Origin of the sequence: Actinoplanes subtropicus, assembly GCF_000721705.1 — a bacterium.
GTDB classification, from domain to species: Bacteria; Actinomycetota; Actinomycetes; order Mycobacteriales; family Micromonosporaceae; genus Actinoplanes; species Actinoplanes subtropicus.
On sequence record NZ_JOJL01000064.1, the window covers coordinates 1 to 20,979 of the forward strand.

A 20,979-nucleotide genomic window follows, 5' to 3' on the forward strand; every position below is an offset into this window, starting at 1 on the left:
CGCGATGCGTTACAACGCCCGCAAAAACCGCCGGATCCTCAAACTCCTACAGCTCCTACCAGCCTAAACGCAAACCCGGCCGACTTTGCCGTGCCCGTGCGGTGATGGCATTCAGCATTGGACATGGCGAATGTGGAGGGCCCACCCGAGGGCCCTGGGATCACCGCCCAAAACGGGTGTCGACCCTCACGGCTACCCGCTGAAGACCCACGGGGAGGCTCCGATGTCCCAGCCGCGCGACGAACAACGCCGCGTCGTCGTGGTCCGGGAACTCGTCGCCGGCATCACGGTCATGCCACGCCGCGACGACCCTCTCCTCGCGATCACCCGGGTCCGGAACCGAGCTCTTGCCTCAGGCGCCGGCCGGCGCGAACAGCAGCCGCAGAACGCTCGACCGGAAGGCCTCGCCGGCCTGGTCGAGCGTCATCCGGCCGGCGGCGGTCTCCTGCGCGGCGGCGTGCCCCAGCGCGATGATCGCCGCCACCTGCCAGGTCGGCGGCGGCGCGGTGTCGATCTGGCCCGCGTCCCGCCCCTGCTCCAGAAGTCGGACGAGCAGCCCGACGACGGGCCGATGACGGTCCGGCTCGTCACCGGGCGGCTGGGCGACGGCCTCGGTCAGCAGGATCGGGTAGCGGCCGAGTACCCGCCACGCCGCCTCCACCCAGCGGCCGATCGCGTCCCGCGGCGGTAGGCCCCGTAGGTCCAGGCCGCCGAAGACCGCGGCCGTCTCGGCGGTGACCTGCTCGAGGATCGCGGCCAGCAGCTTCTCCCGGGACGCGTAGTGCGCGTACACGGTCTGGCGGGCCACACCGGCGGCCGCGGCGATCTCTTCCATGTTCGCCTGCGGCCGGCGTGCCAGCAGATCCATGGCCGCGCTGAGCACGGCGGCGCTGCTGCGTTCCGCATCGGCACGGCGGCGACGACGGCGGACCGGGAACTCGGACATGGTTGTCAAGGTTAACCGCCGAGGTTATCTTTGACAACACCGTAAGAGTTAGTGAGGAGCGCGCCATGGACCCGGCCTCCGCCGCCCTGCCCGGCACCGACCTGACCGCCTACCTGCAGCGCTATCCGCGGGAGATCACCTTCGGCGACGAGGATCCCGCCGTGGTCTTCGACCGCTATCACGCACCCGGCTTCGTCCTGCACAACGACGGCATTCCGCTACGTCGCGAGCAGTTGCTCGCTCATGTCGCCTCTGGACGCAAACGCGCCGCGGAGATACGGACGACCGTCCACGATGTCGCGACCGACGGCGATGTGGTCGCGGCCCGCTACGTCCTGACCGCCGTCATGCGCAAGGGCGCGGTCATCGAAACCGAAATCTTCATGTTCGGCCGGCTCGCCGCGGACGGACGCCTACGGGAAATGACCCAGCTCACCCGCGCCTGACCGGCGGTGGTCGGCGGTGGGAGAGCCGACACGCTCACCGCCGGGCCGTTGCGCTGCAGTAGGTGCGCCTCGAGGTGGCAGATCCCAGCCCGGTGGGCGGCGGTGTCGTCGATGTCGACGATCATGGCGGACAATCGGTCGTCGTAACGGCGGCCGTCGGCCGCCCAAGTGCCGAGGGCGGCGTCCGGGCGGAAGGTGGACGCGCCGAACGTGTCGACCACCTCGGCCGGGGACTCGGGGACGCATTGCGGGCACGCGTCGGCGACCAGCCGTCCGTCGTTGAACTCGGCCGGCAGCAGGATCTCGAAACGTCGTTTCGCCATACCGCACTGTCTGCGCGGACCGGAGCGCCGTTGCAGTCCCGCCGGCGATGACGCAGATCTTACCGAGTCCTTATGGCCCGCGACCGGCGTGAACGCGCCTGGCCGTGCGGGCCGTACCTCGCGCCGACACCCACCGTCGAGCGTTGGAGGTACGCCCATCATGCGCAGGAGAACCGTTGTCGCGTCGGCCGTCGCGCTGCTCGTCACCGGAGCGGCGGTTTCCACCGGAGTCGCCTTCGCGCACGAGACTCCACAGCGGACCGGCAAATACGGTACGGGCCGCGCGGCCGATCGCGGCGGCATGGTCTTCGTGCAGTCGAACGATCCGAAGCACAATGCTGTTCTCGCGTTTCGCCGGGCGGCCGACGGCGAACTGACCCCGGCCGGGGAATACCGGACCGGCGGTCGCGGCGGCGCACAGAAGGACAACCCGTTCGACCCGCTCGCTTCGCAGGAGTCGCTGGTGGTCGACCGAGCCCGGCAGACGATGATCGCGGTGAACGCCGGCAGCAATTCGGTCACCACGTTCCGCGTACGCGGAGATCGCCTCACCGATCGGCACACGGTCAGTTCCGGCGGTGACTTCCCGAGCAGTATCGCGGTCTCCGGCAGCACGGTGTACGTGCTGAACGCGGGCGGCAAGACCAATGTGACCGGCTTCCGGCTGACCGACAGCGGCCTGCAGCGGCTGAGCGGGTCCACCCGCGAGCTCGGCATCACCAACGACGCCACGCCGTTGTTCACCGCCTCGCCGCCCCAGGTCGGTTTCAGCCCGGACGGCCGGCACCTGGTGGTGACGACCAAGAGCGCCAATACGATCGACGTGTTCGGCGTCGAGAAGGACGGGCGGCTCTCGGCCAAGCCCGTGTCGACCCGGTCGAACGGCGACGTACCGTTCTCCTTCGTCTTCGACCGCAAGGGCCACCTGCTGGTGACCGAGGCCGCCCAATCCGGCGTGACCTCCTACACTCTGCGCGCCGACGGCAAGCTCGACGTGATCACGCCGTCGGTCGAGTCCGGCCAGCAGACGCTGTGCTGGATCGCCCCGGCCGGCAAGTTCTTCTACGGCGCCGCCACCGCCGACGGCTCGCTGCTCTACGTGCAGAACACCCTCGCCGGGACGGTGGAAGGATTCCGGGTGGCCGGCAACGGGTCGCTGACCTTGGTGACGACCTTGCGTACGGGCCTGCCGGTGTTCGCCGACGGCTCGGGCATGGAGGGCCTCGTGGTCTGGTGACCTCACCTGGCCTGCAGCAGTGTCCTGGCCAACGCGAGCTGACAATTCATCAGTGGAACCGTACATCGGGCGTTTCCGCAAGGACGTCAGGTCGGAGGTCTCGGCAGCACGGGATCGGCCTGTCGCGTCGCCCGTCGGGAGACCCCCTCTGGGGCAAAAGTGACTATGGCGGGATTTTTTCGGCCTACGGTGTGATAGACCTCCGCACCGGAGATCACCCCTCCCAAGGAGGCACCGATGGCCAATACGGGCACCGCTACCGCTGCGCGTCAGGGGTTCTCGATCACGGACCTGCCGGTCAACGTCAAAATCCTGGCCGCGGTGGGTATCGCCGGCATGGTCGCGCTGGTGGTCGGCATCTCCGGCCTGACGGCCCTCGGCAGCGCGAGTTCCTCGGCTCAGCGCATCTACGCCCGTAACGTCGGCAACGTCGCGGCGGTGGGAAGCATCAAGGCGGCCTTCCTGCAGGTGCGGGTCGACGTGACGCTGCACGCGGCGACCACCGACCCCGCCGCCAAGGCGAAGATCAAGGCCACTTTCGCCACCGATGCTCAGACCGCCAACGACGCGATCACTACCTACCGCAACGGTGACCCGGCCGGCGACAAGGCCGTCATCGACGACCTGGCCGACGCCTGGCAGCAGTTCTCCACGATCGCCTCGACCAAGCTCTTCCCGCTCAGCGAGCAGGGCGACATCGCGACCTGGCAGACCGTACGCACCGCAGAGGCCGGCCCGCACATCGCCAAGGCGTACCAGGACATCGACGCGCTGGAGAAGGCCGAGAAGAACGACGCGTCCGCATCGGCGGCTTCCGCCCGCTCCGGCTACCAGTCCAGCCGGCTCACCTCGCTGCTCCTGCTGATCGTCGGACTCGGCGTCGCCCTGACCGCCGGCCTCCTGGTGGCCCGGCAGATCGTACGGTCGCTCAGCCGGGTGAAAAACGTCTGCACCGCGCTCGCCGACGGTGACCTCACCCAGACGGCCGGACTGGTGTCCCGTGACGAGCCCGGGCAGATGGGCCAGTGCCTCGACACGGCACTGAGCCGGCTCCGGGCCACCGTCAGCACCATCAACGGCTCCGCCACCTCGCTGGCCGGCGCCGCCGAGGAACTGTCCGGCGTGACCACGCAGATCGCCTCCTCCGCCGAGGAAACTTCCGCCCAGGCGCAGACCGTCTCGGCGGCCGCCGAGCAGATCTCCCGCAGCATCACCACCGTCTCGGCCGGCAGCGAAGAGATGGGCGCTTCCATCCGGGAGATCTCCCACAACGCCACCGAAGCCGCCCAGGTCGCCCAGGAAGCGGTCACCCTCGCCGCCACGACCTCCAGCTCGATGACCAAACTGGGCGAGTCCTCAGCGGAGATCGGCAACGTGGTGAAGGTCATCACCGCGATCGCCGAACAGACCAACCTGCTGGCCCTGAACGCCACCATCGAGGCCGCCCGGGCCGGCGAGGCCGGCAAAGGCTTCGCGGTGGTCGCGTCCGAGGTCAAGGACCTCGCTCAGGAGACCGCACGGGCCACCGAGGACATCGCCCGCCGGGTCGAGACGATCCAGGCCGACACCGGCGGCGCAGTCACCGCCATCGAACGGATCACCCGGGTGATCTCCCGGATCAGCGAGTTCCAGACCACCATCGCCTCCGCGGTCGAGGAACAGACCGCCACCACCGCCGAAACCAACCGCAGCGTCACCGAGGCCGCCACCGGCGCCGACGATGTCGCCCAGAACATCACCGGCGTTGCCGAAGCCGCCCGCATCACCAGCGAAGGCGTCAGCCAAGCCCAGCAAGCCACCACCGAACTGACCCGCATGTCGGCCGAGCTCGCCAGCACCGTCGCGCGATTCAAGTACTAGCGCGCCCACTCGGGCTCGCTGCGGGCGGCGCCGAGCATCTTCGCAACGCTGCGCTTCGCCGGGAACCGCCGCCGCTCCCACCGCCGCCGCTGGTAAGAGCCTCATCGACCGTGGCGGCGGCCGCCCCCAACGGTGGCTTCGGCCGCGCGGGCGACGATTTCGGCCATCGCCCGTCGCTGAGCCGGCCGATATGCAGCCGCGCCGCCCGAACGACGCGCCTTCGTTCCTGATCGTCCGCGCCGACCCGAGCAGGCGATGCGGTTGGTCAGGACTCGCTCAGGTCGCGGCGGCGGAAGCCGAGGAACCCGAGCATGACAAGCGCGACGGCGGTGATGGCCAGCGCGGCCAGGCTGCCGGCGTCGACCGCGCCGCGCGGTGGGCCGCCGACATACGTGATGGGGGAAAGGTCGAGCACCCACCGCGCGAGGTTCAGGCCCGGGCCGAGCAAGGCGATGAAAGCCACCGCCGCGAAGGCCGCCCAGGCGAACCCGAGGCCGCGTGGCCACAACCCGAAAAGGGCGAGCGCGACGCCGGCGAGCACCAGTTCGGCCGGCAGGTAGTCCAGGCCGGCCGACACGATGGCGCCGAACTCGCCGGTGTCTCCGACGGACCAGGCCGTCGACAAGGCGAGGACCAGCGACGAACCCGCGACGATCAGCGCCAGTCCGCCGAGGATCACGGTGCCATGGGCGAACAGCCAGCGCGACCGGGACAGCGTTCCGGACAGCCGGCTCGCCAGCCGGCCGCCCGCTTCCTCCGCGCGGAGGGTGCCGATGGCCTGAACCAGGAATCCGGCGGCGATGACCGCCAGGTAGAGCTGGGTCGCGGCGACGAAGCCGTCCAGCGGCCGGTCGCCGGCCACGCCCATGGCGTTGGTCAGCGCGGGGTTGCCGGCCAGGGCGTCCAGCAGTTGCCGGGAAAGGGCCCCCATCATCGCGGTGAGCAGGACCGCTCCCGCCAGCCAGCCGGCGGTTGCCGGAAGGTGCAGCCAGGCGGCGAAACCGATCGGCCCGCGCCGGAACCGGGAGGCGCACTCCGGGCCGGCGCGGCCGCGCAGCACGGCGCTGCCGAGGTCGCGCCGACCGGCCAGCCGGACCGCGCCCGCGCCCGCGGCCAGGCCGGCGACGACCGGGATGGTGAGCAGCCACCAGCGCTGGTCGCCGAACGGCGCCGCCTTTTCCGCCCATCCCAGCGGCGACAGCAAGGCCAGCCCGCTCTTGGTGGTGTCGCCGACCCCGCGCAGGACGTACGCGGCGGCCAGCACCGTCAGGCTGCCGGTGTAGACCCCACGCGTGTGCGGCACGAGTTGCGCCAGCAGGGCCGCGAGCCCGGCGAACACGAAGGCGAGCGCCCCGAGCGCCGCGCTGTAGAGAATCGCCCCGGACACCGGAACCCCGCAGACGACCAGCCCGGCGGCGAACAGGACCGACATGCCGAGGATCGCGGCGGCCGCCACGAGCAGGGCGGCCAGCACCGGCTGGTGCCGGGTGATGCGCCCGCCGAGGATCGTCTCGAGGCGGCCCGACTCCTCCTCCCGCCGGGTCGAGCCGGCGACCAGAGCGATGCCCAGCAGCGGGAGCAGGAACGAGGCGAGGAAGCCGAACTCGTCCTGGATCACGCCGCCCAGGCTGTCGATGCCCTCGACGTGGCCGTTGATCGCGGCCAGGGCGCTGCCGGCGGTGACCGCCGCGGCGTACGTGTGGATCTTGGATGGGGTGTCGTACAGGCCGGCGACGGCCGCGGCGGTGCCGATCAGGCTACCGCCGAGGGCCAGCACCCCGATCAGGATGCCACGACGTCGCGTGCGCCAGACAATCCCGATCATGGTGTCAAGGCCCTGCGTGTGCGGCCCGGCCGCCGGGTGATCGGCGCTCATCGCGTGTTCTCCGCGAACGTCGCGGCGGTGGCCCGCGCCTCGGGGGCGTCGCCGTAGCTGCGCAGGAACAGCGCGTCCAGGCTCGGCGGAGCGACGGTCAGGGTGTGAATCCGCGCGGCGTGCAGCGTGCCGATCATCGCGTCGAGGTGATGGGCGTCGATCGTGAATCGGATGTCGACGTGCCCGTCCAGCCGCTCGCTGACGTAGTCGGCCACACCCGCCGCGTGCGCGAGGCTTCCCGGCTCTTCGGTGGTGACCGCGTGCACCGACGTACGGCTGTTGCGGCGCAGGTCGGCAAGGGTGCCGGTGGTGACCGTGCGGCCGCGTCGGATGATGCTCACCCGGTCGGCCAGCGCTTCGACCTCGTCGAGGAGGTGGCTGGAGAGCAGCACGGTGACGCCGGCGTCGCGCCGCTCGCGTACACAATTCTGGAAAGCCTGCTCCATCAACGGGTCGAGCCCCGATGTCGGTTCGTCGAGGATCAGCAGGTCGGCCCCGGCGGCCAGCGCCGCGATGAGGGCGACCTTCTGCCGGTTTCCTTTGGAGTAGTCCCGGATCCGTTTGGTCGGGTCGAGTTCGAAGCGTTCGATCAAGTCGGCCCGGCGCCGCTCGTCGACCCGGCCGTGGGTCGCGCCGATCACGTCCAGGCATTGGCCGCCGGTCAGGCCGGGCCACAGCGCGACGTCCCCGGCCACGTAGGCGAGACGCCCGTGCAAGGAGGCCGCGTCGCGCCAGGGATCGGCGCCGAACAGTTCGACCCGGCCGCCGGTCGCCCGGATCAGTCCGAGCAGGATGCGGATCGTCGTGGATTTGCCCGCGCCGTTCGGCCCGAGAAAACCATGCACTTCACCCGGTCGTACGGCGAGGTCCAGCCCGTCCAGCGCGCGGACCTTGCCGAAGGTCTTGGTGAGCTGCTGAGAGTGGATGACGTGGGTGGGGTCGGTCACGATGGTTCCTCCCCGGGCGCGGCGAGGAACGCGCCTTGCGTGTAGACGGTGGTGACCTCCTTGGCCCAGCGGGCGATGCCCTCCGGCGTGAGGGGGTCGACGCCGATGGCGGCGGCGACCTGGTTGCGCAGCAGGATCAGGGCGAGGTCGTTGATCAGGAAGAACGCCGCCCGAACCGCCGGGTCCTCGGCCGGGCGCGCGGCGCCCATCTCGGTCATGGCCTCGAGCAGTCGGGCGGTGAGGGTGTACCAGCGGCCGAACAGGGCCGCGGCCGCCGGGTCGTTGATGAGCAGCAGGCGTCGCAGGTACGCCGGCAGCGGGGAGCCGTGCGGGAAGGCACGGGCGAACATCTCGGCGACGGACATGCTGTTGCCGCCGGTCAGCATGTCGGCGAGAGCCCGCTCGTCCATCGTGAACAGCGAGTCGAAGGCCTTCGCGGCGTAGTCGTCCACCGCGGCCCGCAGGCCGTCCTTGCTGCCGAAGTGGTGCACCACGAGCGCCGGCGACACCCCGGCCGCGGTGGCGATCTCCCGCATCGTGACGGCATCGTGCCCACGCTCGGCGAACAGGCGCAGGGCCGCGTTGCGGATGGTCGCGCGGGCGGTGAGATCGCCGTCATCAATGACTGAACTCATGTTCAGTATACTAAACGCACGTACAGCGTAGTTCAACCGCGAACGTCAGCGGGCTCCTTCCCGGCACACCAAAAGGTTCACCCATGCACCCATTTGGAGCGCCTCATGCGGGTTTCCGGACTCCGGCCGCCGCGTGCAGCAGGTCGCGGTGGGTCAGCCAGCCTGACGCGACGCCGTTGGCGCCGACCGGCAGGCCGGCCCCGCCGTTGCGGGTCAGCTCGGCGAGAGCGTCCTCGAGGGACTCCCCGCCGGACAGCAGCGGCACGGTGTGGGCCAGGTCGGCCGCGGTGACGTGCTCGGCCGCGTCCTGCACCGCCCGTTCGACCTCAAGCGCCGGGACCACCCCGAGCAGGCGGCCGGCGTCGTCGATCACGGGCAGCGCGGTGCTGCCGTCGGCCGCGAACCGCACGGTCAGGTCGGCCAGGGTCGCGTCCGGGCTCAGCGGCGCCGGGAGTGGGCCGGCCGCCGCCGTGACCGCGATCCGGGCCAGCGCCCGATCAGGTGCCTGCAGGTCGATGCCGCGGCGCAGCAGTTTGCGGGTGTAGATGGTGTCCGGGCTGATCAGCTTGGATATCCCGGCGGACAGGGCGATCGCGAGCATCAGCGGCAGGATGATCCGATACTCGCCGGTCAGCTCGAACATGATCAGCACGGCGGTGATCGGCGTGCGGGCCGCCCCGGCGAACACGGCGCCCATGCCGACCAGCGCGTACGCGCCCGGCGACGGGGCGAGGCCGGGGGCGGCGGCGTGCAGGGCCAGGCCGTACGCCTCGCCCAGCATCGCGCCGACGAAAAGCGACGGCGCGAACACCCCGCCCGAACCGCCGATGCCGATCGTCAGGCTGGTCGCGAGGATCTTGCCGACCATCAGCAGCAGCACGAATCCGATCGCGTAGCCGCCGCCGACCGCCCGGCCGAGCACGGGATAGCCGACCCCGTACAGCTGCGGCAGGGCAAGTAGCACGCCGCCGAGCAGCAGCCCGCCGGCCGCCGGGCGCAGCCACTCCGGGCCGCGCCACAGCCGGTCGCAGAGGTCCTCGATGAAGTAGAGGGCCCGCGACCAGCCGACCCCCACCCCGCCGGCGAACAAGCCGAGGACGACATAGGCGGCGTACTGCGCGGCGGAGCCGATGGTGAAGGTCGGCAGGGCCAGGAACGGCTGGTCGCCGAAGACCGCCCGGCTCAGCGCGGCGGCCGCGACCGCGGCCAGGACGACGGCGGCGAACGACTCGACGGCGAAGTCCGCCAGGATCAGTTCGAGGGCGAAGAAGACCCCGGCGATCGGGGTGTTGAAGGTGGCCGCGATACCGCCGGCCGCCCCGCACGCGACCAGGATCCGCAGCCGGGACTCGGGCAGCCGCACCAGTTGTCCCAGGGTCGAGCCGAGCGCCGAGCCGATCTGCACGATCGGCCCCTCCCGGCCGACCGAACCACCACCGCCGATACACAGGGCGCTCGCCAGGGCCTTGACCACGGCGACCTGCGGGCGGATCCGGCCGCCACGCTCGGCGACGGCATACATCACTTCCGGTACGCCGTGACCGCGCGCCTCCCGGGCGAACCGGTAGACCAGCGGCCCGTAGACCAGGCCGGCGACCACCGGCGTGAGCAGGACGAACCAGCGACCGACACCGGGCAGGTGCGGGTTCGCGGCGCCGGCCGCCGCCGAGTAGTCGTCATGGCCGGTGAACGCCCGGGTCGCCGTCGTGATCAGCCAGCGGAACACCGCCGCGCCGACACCCGCGCCCAATCCGACCACCACCGCCAACGATTGCAGACCGGCGCTGCTGCCGTGTAACCACTTCCCGATTCTTAGGTGCACCTATACATCTTTTCATCGGCCCGTAGCGGTCAACCAGTCGGCTTCCACTCGCTCACGTTGCGGGACGACGGTGTGGCGGGTCGGTGGACGAGGCGCCGCCGGCGTGGAAGTAGCCGAGCCGGGTAAACAACGACCCGACGGTCAGTGCCAGGCCGCCCGCGATGCCGCGAGCAGGGTCGCGCCCACCGACCTCAACCGACGTTGACCTGTGGCGAGGAGCTGGTTTCCGCCTCGCGCCACCGCTGCCACCACTGCGCGTCGGGCACCTCGCCGGCCGCCTCCACGATGGCGTTGAGAACCGACGCGAAACCCAGCGGGCGAGTGAGCGACAATCCGGCGATCAGTTCGGCGATCAGCTCGCGGCGGTACTGAGTGGCCTCGCCGACGAGCTCCCGGCCGGCCGCGGTCAGCGTGATCCAGGCGACGCGCCGGTCGTCCGGCCGCTCCTCCCGGACGACGAGGCCCTTGCGAACCAACCGGTTACACATCCGGACCGCCGTGGAGGAGGTAACAGCGAGTTCCTGGGCGAGGTCGACGACGCGCTGCGGTCCGCGGGAAACCAGCACCACGAGGGTACGGAACTGCGGCAGTGTCACGTCCTCGTCGAGTCTGCTCAGTGACCGTGCGGTCTCGGCCACGAAGACGCGGCTGAGCGCCAGCAAGGCGCCGACAACCTCGTCCTCCGCCGGTGACAGGGTTGTCCGCGGTGTCACGGACGCTCCAGGGGTGCCGGTGCCGGTAGAGCTGGTCATCCGTCCCCGTTCTCTGCGCACCACCGATGCCCCTGCTACTTGCGCCAGGTTCCCGGCAAACGGTACCTGCCTGCCAGCCATCAGGCCCGTCCGACAACCCGGTCCCGTCAACCTCGCACCTCCGCGGCACGCGGATCGAGCGCTGGGCGACCGCGCCGCAGGCCGCGTACGGCCGCGATGCCGATAAGGCCGGCCAGCCCGCCGGCCAGCAGCCACAGCACGGTCGACGAAACCGGCGGCCCGGAGCCGATGCTGGCCTGGGCCGGCCCGCTCGCGTACAGGTCCTGATCCGCCGACATCGCGGCCGGCGGCAGCTGGGCGTACTGCACCAGGCCGGTGCTCTCCAGCATCTGCATGTGGTGCATGACGAAGATGCTCGCCTGCGCGGCCAGCTGCCGCACGATCTCGTTGTGCGTGGAGGCGCGCACCGCGGAGATGACCGGGAAGATGAAGCCGTGCGTGCCGCGCAGGAAGGTGACGAACATCTGGTCGAACTGGATGCCCTTGGCCGCCTGCAACTGGGTGATGAAGCCCTGCTGCTGGGCGGTCGGCGTGGCCGGCAGCGTCGCGCCCAGCTTGTTCGCCGCGTCGACGGTCAGCTGGTCCAGTTGCACGTGCTGAGTGGCGATCATCTGACCGACCTGCCGGACCTTCGCCGTCGTCCCCTTCTGGGCGGCCATCTGCCCGGCCGGGATCTCCCAGAGCCCGGCCTGCCGTACGCCGTTGAGCAGGGTCAGATCGGCCACGTTCAGCTGCGTCGACGGCGGGTCGGCGCCGGCCGGCGCCGATAGTACGACGAGGGCGGCGATCATGGTCACTGCCAGCGCGGCCGTGCGGCGTATCAACAGCGACATCGGTACCTCCACATCTTTCTAGCCTCGCCGGACGGCGAGGCGCGGGTCGGCAGTTCGCCTGCGGTTACGGACCATCCGTAGCCCGACGACCGCTGCCATGCAGAGCGCAGCGGCCGCCAGCAGCCACAGCACCGTGGGAGAGATAGGCGCGGAAAGGCCCGCGTTGGCCTCGGCCATGCCGAGCGTGGACAGGTCCTGAGCTGGTGGGATCGCGGCCGGCGCCAGGCTCTGGGCCTGCACCAGTCCGGTGTTCTCCAGGGTCTGCATGTAGCCGAGGAAGGCGACGTTGGCCTGGTCGGCCAACTGGCGGATCAGGCCGACCCGAGTCGAGGAGCGGACCTCGCCGATGATCGTGTAGAGGAAGCCATAGCCATTGCGCAGCGAGTTGACGAACAGCCGGTCGTACTGGGCACCGGTTGCCGTCTCCAGCTTGCCCTGCACTGCCTGCTGCTCCGCGGTCAACGCCGGGCGTACGGTCACCCCCAGCTTGCCGATCACGTCAACGGTCTGCTGATCGAGCTGGGATTGCGCCTCGTCGAGCTTCTGGCCGGCCTGCCGGACCTTCGCCGTCGAACCCTTCTCGGCGGCCGCTTTCGCCGCCGGTATCTCCCAGAGCGCGGCCTGCCGCAGGCCGATGAGCAATGTCATGTCCGACGCGTTCAGCTGGCCCGCCGCGTCGGCCTGCGCGGGTGCCGACGACACCGCGAGAGCAACGATCGCGGCGACCGCGACGGCGACAGCACGCCGAAAGAGCGGTGACATCAAACCTCCACACGGGTGGGGACCCCATCGGCAGGTAGTACGACCTACCCCTGAGAAAGGTTCGACTGTGCACCTAGATTCCGGGAAAATCTCCCTCCATGGCCCTTCAGGTTGCGATAGTAGGTGCAACTGTGCATGTCACCACGCGTATCGGCCGGGGCCGATCCGGCGTTCCCGAGGCTGGCGCTGACCGGGCCAAACGCGCTGAGCGGCGCTGCGCCGGGCTCAGCGGGTGTGGGTGTGGTGGGCTCGTAGGTCCGTGAGGGCCGCGTCGATCTGGTCTTCGCCGGCGAGCGCGGCGGTGGCGGTCTCGTCGGTGATCAAGCCGACGTTGTGCAGTCGTTGGGTGAGGTGGTGGTGGGCATTCAGGAGGTAGGCGCAGGCGTCGAGGATCGCGTCGAGAGGTTCGGCTTCGTGCCGGATATCGGGCGGGACGGCGGGGTTCGCGGGTGAGGTCTGCCTGCTCATCGTGGGTGGTCTTTCGGTAGGAGAAGTCGCTGATCCGGCCGGCGATGTCGCTGATGCTGGAGATGGCGTCCGCGGCGGCCTGGGTACGGCGCGTGAGCGAACACTTGTCCGGAATTGCAGGTCATGGTCAGGTCGCTCCAGCGAATCGTCCGTTGTAGTGCCCTTCTACACGCGGAATTGGCCGGCGAGTTGTTGCAGTTCGGCGGACATGCGGGCGACCTCGGTCGTGGCGACCATGGACTGGTTGACGCCCTCGGTGGTGGTTTGCGCGGAGGAGGCCACTCCCTGCACGTTGCGGGCGATGTCGGTGGCGCCGGAGGCTGCCTCGGCGATGTTGCGGCCGATCTCCTGCGTGGTGGCGGTCTGCTGTTCGACGGCGGCCGCGATCGTGGTCTGGAACTGGTCGATGCGGCCGATCACCTGGGAGATGTCCGCGATCGCGGTGACCGCGCTGTCGATGTCGTTCTGGATCGTCTCGATCCGCTGTCCGATGTCGTCGGTGGCCTTCGCGGTCTCCTGGGCGAGGTCCTTGACCTCGGAGGCGACCACCGCGAAGCCTTTGCCCATCTCCCCGGCCCGGGCCGCTTCGATTGTCGCGTTGAGCGCCAGCAGATTCGTCTGCTCCGCGATCGCCGTGATCACCTTGATCACATTGCCCACCTCCTCGGAGGAACGCCCCAGCTCGGTCATCGTCTCGCTGGCCGTCTGCGCGCTGGTCACCGCCTGCGCGGCCACCTGCGCCGCCTCGGCCGCGTTGCGCGCGATCTCGCTGATCGACGAGGTCATCTGCTCCGAGCTGGCGGCCACCGTCTGCACGTTGGAGGAAACCTCCTCGGCCGCCGTGGACACCATGCTGGCCTGCCCGGACGCCTGGTCGGCGGCGGCGCCGATCTGCCGGCCGGTCGCCGACAGCTCCTCGGCGCTGGAGGCCAGCGTGTGCGCCGTCGCGGTGAAGTCCTGCACCACCTTGCGGGTGCGTGCGTTGGCCCGGTCCAGCGCCTGCGCCATCCGGCCGAGCTCATCACGGCTGGCGATCCCGGCCACCTGGGTCAGGTCGCCCTCGGCCACCCGGTCCAGCACCGCCGAGACCCTGCGCAGCGGATTGAGCACCAGCCGGGTGACGTACCAGGCCAGCGCCAGCCCGATCGTCAGACCTACGACCAGCAGCAGGATGACCAGCGTGCGGGCGCTGGTAAACGTGTTGTGGGCCGCCTTCAGTGTGGCGGTCGCCGCGGTCGTCTCGGCCTGACCGGCCGCGTCCAGCTGGGCGAAGGCCTTGGCCGCGGCGGGTGCGGTCTGCGTGCCGAGGATCTGCACCGCGGACGCGAAGTCGTTGGCCTCGGCAGCCGGTAACAACTTGCTGTCGCGCAGCTGCAGGTACTGCGCCCAGAGCGACTGGAACTGGGCGAACGCTGCCGGATCCGTGGTCTCGGCGCCGTAGCGCGCAACCGCGCCCTCCAGGTTCTTGTCGGTGGCCTGCATCTTCGCCTCGACCTTCTTGGTCGCCGGCAGATCCGGGGCGAGCACCGCGTCGCGGGCCTGGATGCGGGACTGCTGCGCCAGGTCGCGCAGCGTGGCAAGGTCGGCCGTCGCCTGCAGGCTCTTCGTCGCGATCAGCTGCCCCTTGTCGTACACCTTGGCGAGACTCGAGATCGCGACCCCGCCGACCACCATCGCCGCGGCCGCGAGAACCACGACCAGCGATGCGATCTTCACGCCGGTACGCGCGTCGACAATCGCCGCGAACTTCGGTCGTTTCTGCTCGGTCATATCGATGCCACCCCGATCCAGAGGCAGAGAAGGTGTGCTAATGCCAACGAATCGGTACTACCCCGGCGCATCCCCCTAAACCGCGCCGGTCGCGCCGCTAACCGAATTGCAACCGAGTTCGCCGAGATCAAGGGCAAGAGGTGGCGAGACGACAATTCACGAGCGGGAGATGGCCGCTACCTGAGCCACCCGCTGCCTCAGCGGGTGGTCCATCCCCCGTCCACCATCAGGGTCTGCCCACGTAGCTGGACGCGTCGCCGGCCAGGAACAGCAGCGACCCATCCAGCTCGGCCAGGCGGCCCGGCCGGCCCAGTGCCGCACGCACGCCGATCCACGCCACCTGATCGGCATCCTCGAGGAAGCCGCTCGAGGCGGTCGGGAACCAGCCCGGCGCGATCGCGTTGACCCGCACACCGCGGCCGCCCCACTGCGCGGCCAGCTCCCGGGTCAGCCCCTCCACGGCGGCCTTGCTTGCCACATACCCGGCCAGCCCGTACCGGTCGAGGCTGACCCGGGCCGACACCGAGGCGACGTTGACGATCGAGCCGGTCGGCCACCGCGTCCGGCGGCAGCCCGGCGACCCCGGCCAGCAGCGACTCCTCGATCGGATCATGCCCCGCCGCCGCGGTTTCCGCCATGACCGCCGCCGCGGCGAGCAACCCGGCGCACGCTTGCGGCAGACGCGCCACCCGACGCGCCAGCACCTCATGCACCTCATGCACACCCGGCGGCACGACCGTCATCGCCGCCGGACCGTGCGCGGCGAGCAGGCGCGCCACCTCGGACAGGAAGAACGGGTTCCCACCGGCCCCGGCCACCACCTCGCCGACCCGCTCCGGGCGCAGCCGATCGCCGGCGATACAGGGACACCAGCAGCGCGGCCGCGGCGTCATCCAACGGCGGCACCACCACCCGCCGGCACCACCACCCGCCGCACGCCGGTCGGCAGGTCGGCCAGCGGGTCGGCACCCGGCTCCTCCCGGCGCGTGCACAACACTGCCACCGGCGCTGCCGCCAGCACCTCACGCAGCAACGCGAGCGACGACGAATCCGCCCAGTGGATGTCCTCGAGCACGATCAACAGCGCCCCGGCGTGCGCCTCCAGCGCCTCCAGCACGGCCGTGAACAGCACCTGCCGGCCATCCCGCCCGGCGCCCGGCTGATCGAACGACAACTGCGGCGCGACCTTGGCCAGTACCCGCCGCCACGGCAGTACGGCCGCATCCCCGCCGCCGAGCACCAACCCCGGGCAACGCTCAGGCCGTCCCGCGCCAGCACGGCCGCCAGAGCCTCCGCGATGCTGGACTTCCCCGCCCCGGCCTCGCCCGACAGCAGCGCCGCCCGCCCCGCCCCGGCGGCCGCGAACCAGCCGCGCAGCTCCGCAAGCAGACCATCGCGCCCGATCAGGTCCGCACCCTCCGGCATGAAGCCAGCCAAACACAGCCGGCCCGAACCATCCCATCCATCGGCAGGCCAGGACTTCTTACCGACCGATGACGTATCGACGATCTCTGCCCCGGCCGCGTCGACCCGGACGGCGGTCATCCGGCCGGGTCGCGGCGCGCTCCCGCGCGTACCGGATGAATCCGACGACGTCGTCGGGCACCAGCCGGCCGATCGCCCCGCTGGAATAGACGCTGATCAGCCGGAAGGCGCACAACTGCGCGGCGCAGTGCGGGCACGAGGAGCCGCGGTAGAACAGCACCACGCCGTAGTGTCCGGCGATGGCAGCGGACAGCCCCAATACGCCCCTGCCGAGGCGGCTCACGGTGATCTCGGGAACGCATCCCCAGGAAGCAGGAGTGTCATGCCCCGTTGGTGACGCTCTCGTTTGACGGAGTGTGAGGCGCGCGACGTAGGGTGCGAAGAATGAACCCGGCCGAACCGGCTCGGCATGGAACCCGAACGCGCGGCGCATCGGCGCGCGCTGGTGGCGGCGCTGCGCCGGGCTGTCGATACGCGGCTGACCCGCCGTGCCAGGACGACCTGCACGGCCTCCTCGCGGCGGTGGGATGACACGGCATCCGGGTCAGGGCCCGCTCTCGGTACGGCCGCTGAGGACTCTCTTGCTCGTCGTGGCGGGGCCGTTGCTGCTGGCGCTCGCCGGGATGGTGCATCCCGCCGGGCTGTCGGCCGGGACAGCTCATCGCTGGGTGCAGTTGCACATCGTCCTGCTCCCGGTCTTTCCGTTGCTGGCGTTGGGTTTCCCGGTCCTGCTCCGGGGCCGGCCGCGCGCCGGGGTTGCCGGAGGTGCCACGGTCGTCGCGTGGGTGTGCGCCGCCGCGTACGCGGTCGGGTACACCGGCCTGGATGCCGTGGCCGGTATCGCCGCGGGCACCGTCGCCGGGCAGCCAGGCGATCCGGGCCAGCTACGCGCAGTGGTGCTGGCTCTCTACGACATCGCCAACGAACTCGGGCGGGCCGGCGTGTACGCCTTCCTCGCCGCCGTGCTGGCCTGCACGGTGGCGCTCGGCACCCGGCACGGATGGCGTGTCCTGCCGGGCGCCGCGGTTCTGCTCGGTGCCGGCTACTCCTTCATCGACAGCCACATCTTCCGGCCCCGCGGGGTACTGACCATGCTGGCCATGGCCGCCGGCTTCGCACTGTGGACCTGGGCCACCGCATCGGAGCACCGCAAGCTGCACCGCCCGGGCCGGGTCGCATCTCCGCAGTGACCATGCCGGCTGCGGGAAGCGGCCCGCCGAGGTTCTTACGGTCCGGGTGTAAAGCCCTTACGAGCCGCGAAACAGCCCTCGTTCCGGCGGTCTCCGGCAACAGGATTGCGGACGGACCTGAACCACCGCACCCGAGGAGCAGCCAGTTATGAGAACCACGACCAGGATCGCCGGTGCCGCTGGGTTCGCGCTCGCCGCGACGACGTTGATCGCCGGGCCGGCTTCGGCCGGCGGCGCGTCGCACGAGGGTGCCGTGTTCGCGATGAGCGACAACCTGTCGGACAACACGGTCGTCGCGTACGACCGGGAAACGAGCGGGCGGCTGAGCCAGGCCGGCGTCTACTCGACCGGCGGCCTCGGCGGCCAGTTGACCGGCTCGGTCGTCGACCACACCGCCTCCCAGGGCGCGCTCGCCCTGGACGACGGAGTGCTGTACGCGGTGAACGCCGGCAGCGACACGCTCACCGTCTTCGACGTGCACGGCGACCGGCTCAGCAAGCGCCAGGTCATCACGTCAGGCGGGGCGTTCCCGGTCAGCGTCGCCGTGCACGGCAACCTGGTGTATGTGCTCAACGCCCGCGACGGCGGCTCGATCCAGGGCTACCTGCGGCTCGGCCGGACCCTGGTGAAGGTGGCCGGCTGGCATCGGGCGCTCGGGCTCGACCCGGCCGCGACGCCGGAGTTCACCCACACGCCCGGGCAGATCGCCTTCACCCCGGACGGTTCCCGGCTGATCGTCACCACCAAGGCCGGCAGCAATGCCATCGACGTGTACGCCGTCGACCGGCTCCGCGGCCCGTCGGCCCGGCCGGTGGTGAACGCCGAACCGGGCGCGGTCCCGTTCGCGGTGACCTTCGACGCCCGCGGTCACCTGGTCGTCGCGGAGGCCGGCCCGAGCGCCGTCGCCACGTTCACCGTCAACCGCGACGACACCCTCACCCCGCTGGCCGGCACGGCGACCGGCCAGGCGGCCACCTGCTGGATCGTCGCCGCCGACGGCGCCGTGTACACGGGCAACGCCGGCAGCGGCAACCTGTCCGGCTACCGGGTGGCCCCCGGCGGATCGCTGACCTCCCTGGGCACCTTCGCCACCGGCGCCGGCCAGGTCGACGCGGCGGTCACCCCGGACGGCCGGTTCCTGTACGCACAGACTGGCGCCGCCGGCGACGTCGTGGCGCTGCGGATCGACCGCGACGGTTCCCTGACGAAGCTGGGCGAGGTCACCGTGCCCGGCGCGGCCGGCGGCGAAGGCATCGTCGCGTCCTGATCAGGTCGCGTTCGGAGCGGGGGTGGACGCCCCGGCGTGACGGTAGTCGACAACGAAAACGAAGGTCTCCGGTAGGTGGTTCTGCGCTCAAGATCGAACCTCACACCGGAGACCTCGTGCCGAGCGCGGCGGCACGACGCTTGAGACGTTGCCTCCGTGTCATGGTCCGGTCAGCGACTCCACATGCCCGACACCGAAGTAGAAGACCGCGTGTCCCTCGTTGCCGGCCATCAGCCCCCCGACGGCAATCCTGTCGGAGTAGGCCGCGGGTACGACATCAGGGACTCGCCCTTGCGCAGCCCTTCGTCGTACAGCTTGATGATCTCGGTGTGGTAGCCGCAGCTCTCGAAGAACTTGAGGACTACGGCGTCACGCCACCGGCGCAACCCGGCGAACGAGCTGACGGCGCGCAGCACCTGGTACTGGCGCCTCCAGCACCACCGCCGCCTGATGGGCGATGACCTCGTGCACCAGAGCGTCCTTGTCGGCGAAGTGGTGGTAGAGCTGGGACTTGCTGGTGCCGCTCGCGACCCGGATCTCGTCGAGGGTGGTGGTGGCGACGCCCTGGACGGTCATCAGCTCGGCGGCGGCCAGCACGATGCGCTCCCGGGTGGCCGCGCCGCGCGCGGTCAGCCGGGCGCCCTCACCCTTGACCTGCGAGCCCTTGACCTGCGTGTCGGCCACGGCCGCCAGGGTACCCGAGTAGACCAGACCGAAAAGGAGACCACCCGTATGAGAGCGATCGTGGTGACCGGCCAGGCCGCCGGGACGGTCGGGATGACGCTGGTGCAGCGGCCCGAACCGGCCCCGGCGATCAACGACGTCGTGGTCGAGGTGTACGCGTCGGGGTTCGTCCCGACCGAGACGGCGTGGCCCTCGACCTGGACCGATCGGCCCGGCCGGGACCGGACGCCGACGGTGCCCGGACACGAGCTGGCCGGGGTGGTCACCGCCCTCGGCTACGGCACCACCGGGCTGTCGGTGGGCCAGCGGGTCTTCGGCCTCGCCGACTGGTATCGCGACGGCACCCTCGCGGAATATGTGGCCGTGGAGGCGCGTAACCTCGCGCCGCTGCCCGGTGACGTGGACTTTGCGGTGGGTGCGAGCCTGCCGATCTCGGGGCTGACCGCGTGGCAGGGACTGTTCGAGCACGGCCGGCTGCGCCCGGGCCAGAGCGTGCTCGCGCACGGCGCGGCCGGCGCGGTGGGGACGATGGTGACCCAGCTGGCTCGCGAGTTCGGCGCGTACGTCATCGGCACCGGACGCGCCGCCGACCGCGAGAAGGCACTGGATTTCGGCGCGCACGAGTTCGTCGACCTCGACACCGACGCCCTGGACCAGGTCGGCGGCGTCGACCTGGTCTTCGACGTCATCGGCGGCGACATCCAGGCCCGGTCCGCGCGTCTGGTGCGCGCCGGCGGAACCCTGGTGTCCATCGTCGGGCCAGCCGAGGCGCGACCCGCCGACGGCCGGGCGGTCGACTTCGTGGTCGAGGCCGACCGAGCCCAGCTCACCGAGATCGTCCAGCGGATACGCGACGGCCGGCTGCGCCCGAACATCGGCACCGTCGCCACACTCGACGACGCCGTCGCGGCCATCACCCCCACCGAGCGGATCACCGGCAAGACGATCATCCGCGTGCGCCCGTGAGCACGTTCAACAGGAACGGCAGGACCAGCGTGCCGTCGCTGTCGTCCACAGCCGGCCGGCTGGTCCGTCGGCCGGAGGCGGCACCCCGCCGATAAGCCGCGCGGTGGTCGCCCCGGCCCGGTCGGTCAGATGCCGGCTCTCCACCACCTCGCCCGACTCACGCGGCTCCCGGTCCATGCGCATCGTCGTCCGCATGTCGCCGACGTTTCTTGACTTCACTGACGACCAGTGTCGGACCCAGCTACCCGGATCCGGACGTCACCACGGGCGAGATCGGCGCGGGTTGACGACACGAGATTCGGCCGCAGGTCGGCGGGTGGACGACAGGCACATGGCCGTCAACGAGCTCGCCCGGGCCGGCGTCAAGGTCACCGCGATCGCCGCATCGGCCAGGGCGGCTCGCACGCCGCCGACGTCGCTCGGCCACGAGTGACTTGGTTGTGCACGGCCTCGACCAGATCCGCGCCGCGCTGGCCGGTTTCGCCGCCCTGCAGCCCCACTCTGACCCCGGACATCCGCAAAGAGGTCGAGGCCGGCGACATCGCCACCGTGCTCAACGCCTGGACCCTGGAGGGCACCGGCCCGGACGGCACCCCGCTGCGGCTGACCGGCACCAGCGCCGACGTTCTGCGCCGCCGCGCCGACGGCACCTGGGGGCTGCTGATCGACGACCCCTGGGGTGCGTGATC

Annotated in this window: 22 protein-coding genes and 2 pseudogenes; 8 read left to right on the forward strand and 16 right to left on the reverse strand. The window is 70.8% G+C overall.

What is annotated here, in order from left to right; genetic code table 11:
- Positions 1-352: 352 nt before the first annotated feature.
- Positions 353-946: a TetR/AcrR family transcriptional regulator gene (locus IH26_RS0150030; RefSeq protein ID WP_030443387.1), complete on the reverse strand. Its 594-nt coding sequence runs from the start codon at positions 944-946 to the stop codon at positions 353-355.
- A 65-nt stretch (positions 947-1,011) separates the two neighbouring features.
- Between IH26_RS0150030 and IH26_RS0150035 the strand changes: the two genes are divergently transcribed.
- The 4 genes from IH26_RS0150035 to IH26_RS0150045 all read left to right on the forward strand — a co-directional run bounded on the left by IH26_RS0150035 (position 1,012) and on the right by IH26_RS0150045 (position 4,812).
- A complete protein-coding gene (locus IH26_RS0150035; protein ID WP_051809973.1) occupies positions 1,012-1,392 on the forward strand; it encodes a nuclear transport factor 2 family protein in 381 nt (126 codons plus the stop codon).
- Between the two features lie 62 nt (positions 1,393-1,454).
- The gene (locus tag IH26_RS60820) at positions 1,455-1,766 is read left to right on the forward strand and encodes a hypothetical protein (protein WP_157437831.1); all 312 of its coding nucleotides are present in this window, start codon (positions 1,455-1,457) and stop codon (positions 1,764-1,766) included.
- Positions 1,767-1,875: 109 nt separating this feature from the next.
- Entirely contained in the window at positions 1,876-2,952 is a 1,077-nt protein-coding gene (locus IH26_RS0150040; RefSeq protein ID WP_051809975.1) for a lactonase family protein, read from the forward strand.
- A gap of 237 nt (positions 2,953-3,189) precedes the next feature.
- A complete protein-coding gene (locus IH26_RS0150045; protein WP_030443390.1) occupies positions 3,190-4,812 on the forward strand; it encodes a methyl-accepting chemotaxis protein in 1,623 nt (540 codons plus the stop codon).
- Between the two features lie 265 nt (positions 4,813-5,077).
- Here the strand turns inward: IH26_RS0150045 and IH26_RS0150050 are convergent, their stop codons facing one another.
- From IH26_RS0150050 to IH26_RS64360, 13 genes and pseudogenes are all read right to left on the reverse strand, one after another.
- A complete protein-coding gene (locus tag IH26_RS0150050) occupies positions 5,078-6,688 on the reverse strand; it encodes an ABC transporter permease (RefSeq protein ID WP_030443391.1) in 1,611 nt (536 codons plus the stop codon).
- Complete coding sequence (locus IH26_RS0150055) at positions 6,685-7,635, reverse strand: ABC transporter ATP-binding protein (protein ID WP_157437832.1); 951 nt, start codon at positions 7,633-7,635, stop codon at positions 6,685-6,687. The genes IH26_RS0150050 and IH26_RS0150055 overlap by 4 nt, the downstream gene beginning before the upstream one ends.
- Positions 7,632-8,270 carry a TetR/AcrR family transcriptional regulator gene (locus tag IH26_RS0150060; RefSeq protein WP_030443393.1) on the reverse strand — a complete coding sequence of 213 codons (639 nt, stop codon included), beginning with the start codon at positions 8,268-8,270 and terminating at the stop codon, positions 7,632-7,634. The genes IH26_RS0150055 and IH26_RS0150060 overlap by 4 nt, the downstream gene beginning before the upstream one ends.
- A gap of 103 nt (positions 8,271-8,373) precedes the next feature.
- Positions 8,374-10,032, reverse strand: a complete 1,659-nt coding sequence (locus IH26_RS0150065; protein WP_245666047.1) for a chloride channel protein — start codon at positions 10,030-10,032, stop codon at positions 8,374-8,376.
- A gap of 251 nt (positions 10,033-10,283) precedes the next feature.
- Positions 10,284-10,805, reverse strand: a complete 522-nt coding sequence (locus IH26_RS0150070; RefSeq protein WP_245666048.1) for a MarR family winged helix-turn-helix transcriptional regulator — start codon at positions 10,803-10,805, stop codon at positions 10,284-10,286.
- Positions 10,806-10,951: 146 nt separating this feature from the next.
- Positions 10,952-11,698, reverse strand: coding sequence for a DUF4142 domain-containing protein (locus tag IH26_RS0150075; RefSeq protein ID WP_051809977.1), 747 nt, complete (start codon positions 11,696-11,698; stop codon positions 10,952-10,954).
- 18 nt (positions 11,699-11,716) lie between these two features.
- On the reverse strand, positions 11,717-12,460 hold the full coding sequence (locus IH26_RS55015) for a DUF4142 domain-containing protein (protein WP_051809979.1): 744 nt from the start codon (positions 12,458-12,460) through the stop codon (positions 11,717-11,719).
- Positions 12,461-12,685: 225 nt separating this feature from the next.
- Positions 12,686-12,928, reverse strand: a complete 243-nt coding sequence (locus IH26_RS0150085; protein WP_030443398.1) for a hypothetical protein — start codon at positions 12,926-12,928, stop codon at positions 12,686-12,688.
- Between the two features lie 165 nt (positions 12,929-13,093).
- Positions 13,094-14,698, reverse strand: coding sequence for a methyl-accepting chemotaxis protein (locus IH26_RS0150090; RefSeq protein WP_030443399.1), 1,605 nt, complete (start codon positions 14,696-14,698; stop codon positions 13,094-13,096).
- 226 nt (positions 14,699-14,924) lie between these two features.
- A complete protein-coding gene (locus IH26_RS61760; protein ID WP_084599832.1) occupies positions 14,925-15,416 on the reverse strand; it encodes an SDR family oxidoreductase in 492 nt (163 codons plus the stop codon).
- Between the two features lie 171 nt (positions 15,417-15,587).
- On the reverse strand, positions 15,588-15,941 hold the full coding sequence (locus IH26_RS63655; RefSeq protein ID WP_030443400.1) for a P-loop NTPase family protein: 354 nt from the start codon (positions 15,939-15,941) through the stop codon (positions 15,588-15,590).
- Between the two features lie 44 nt (positions 15,942-15,985).
- A pseudogene (locus IH26_RS64855) lies at positions 15,986-16,243 on the reverse strand (hypothetical protein); the annotation flags it as partial.
- A gap of 13 nt (positions 16,244-16,256) precedes the next feature.
- Positions 16,257-16,472, reverse strand: a pseudogene (locus IH26_RS64360) (hypothetical protein); the annotation flags it as partial.
- A gap of 301 nt (positions 16,473-16,773) precedes the next feature.
- Between IH26_RS64360 and IH26_RS0150110 the strand changes: the two are divergent.
- Both IH26_RS0150110 and IH26_RS0150115 read left to right on the forward strand, forming a co-directional pair.
- Positions 16,774-17,373 carry a hypothetical protein gene (locus IH26_RS0150110; RefSeq protein WP_211268918.1) on the forward strand — a complete coding sequence of 200 codons (600 nt, stop codon included), beginning with the start codon at positions 16,774-16,776 and terminating at the stop codon, positions 17,371-17,373.
- Between the two features lie 148 nt (positions 17,374-17,521).
- On the forward strand, positions 17,522-18,640 hold the full coding sequence (locus IH26_RS0150115; RefSeq protein ID WP_030443403.1) for a lactonase family protein: 1,119 nt from the start codon (positions 17,522-17,524) through the stop codon (positions 18,638-18,640).
- A gap of 369 nt (positions 18,641-19,009) precedes the next feature.
- On the opposite strand, the gene IH26_RS59125 is transcribed toward IH26_RS0150115, so the two are convergent.
- A complete protein-coding gene (locus IH26_RS59125; protein ID WP_051809985.1) occupies positions 19,010-19,324 on the reverse strand; it encodes a TetR/AcrR family transcriptional regulator in 315 nt (104 codons plus the stop codon).
- Positions 19,325-19,372: 48 nt separating this feature from the next.
- On the opposite strand from IH26_RS59125, the gene IH26_RS0150125 reads away from it, so the two are divergent.
- Positions 19,373-20,290, forward strand: coding sequence for an NADP-dependent oxidoreductase (locus tag IH26_RS0150125; RefSeq protein ID WP_030443404.1), 918 nt, complete (start codon positions 19,373-19,375; stop codon positions 20,288-20,290).
- A 6-nt stretch (positions 20,291-20,296) separates the two neighbouring features.
- Here the strand turns inward: IH26_RS0150125 and IH26_RS60835 are convergent, their stop codons facing one another.
- Positions 20,297-20,485 (reverse strand): hypothetical protein, encoded by a 189-nt coding sequence (locus tag IH26_RS60835; protein ID WP_157437836.1) that lies wholly within the window; start codon positions 20,483-20,485, stop codon positions 20,297-20,299.
- A 243-nt stretch (positions 20,486-20,728) separates the two neighbouring features.
- Here IH26_RS60835 and IH26_RS56870 point away from each other — a divergent pair, with 243 nt between their 5' ends.
- Positions 20,729-20,977 carry a YybH family protein gene (locus tag IH26_RS56870; RefSeq protein ID WP_051809987.1) on the forward strand — a complete coding sequence of 83 codons (249 nt, stop codon included), beginning with the start codon at positions 20,729-20,731 and terminating at the stop codon, positions 20,975-20,977.
- Positions 20,978-20,979: the final 2 nt, after the last annotated feature.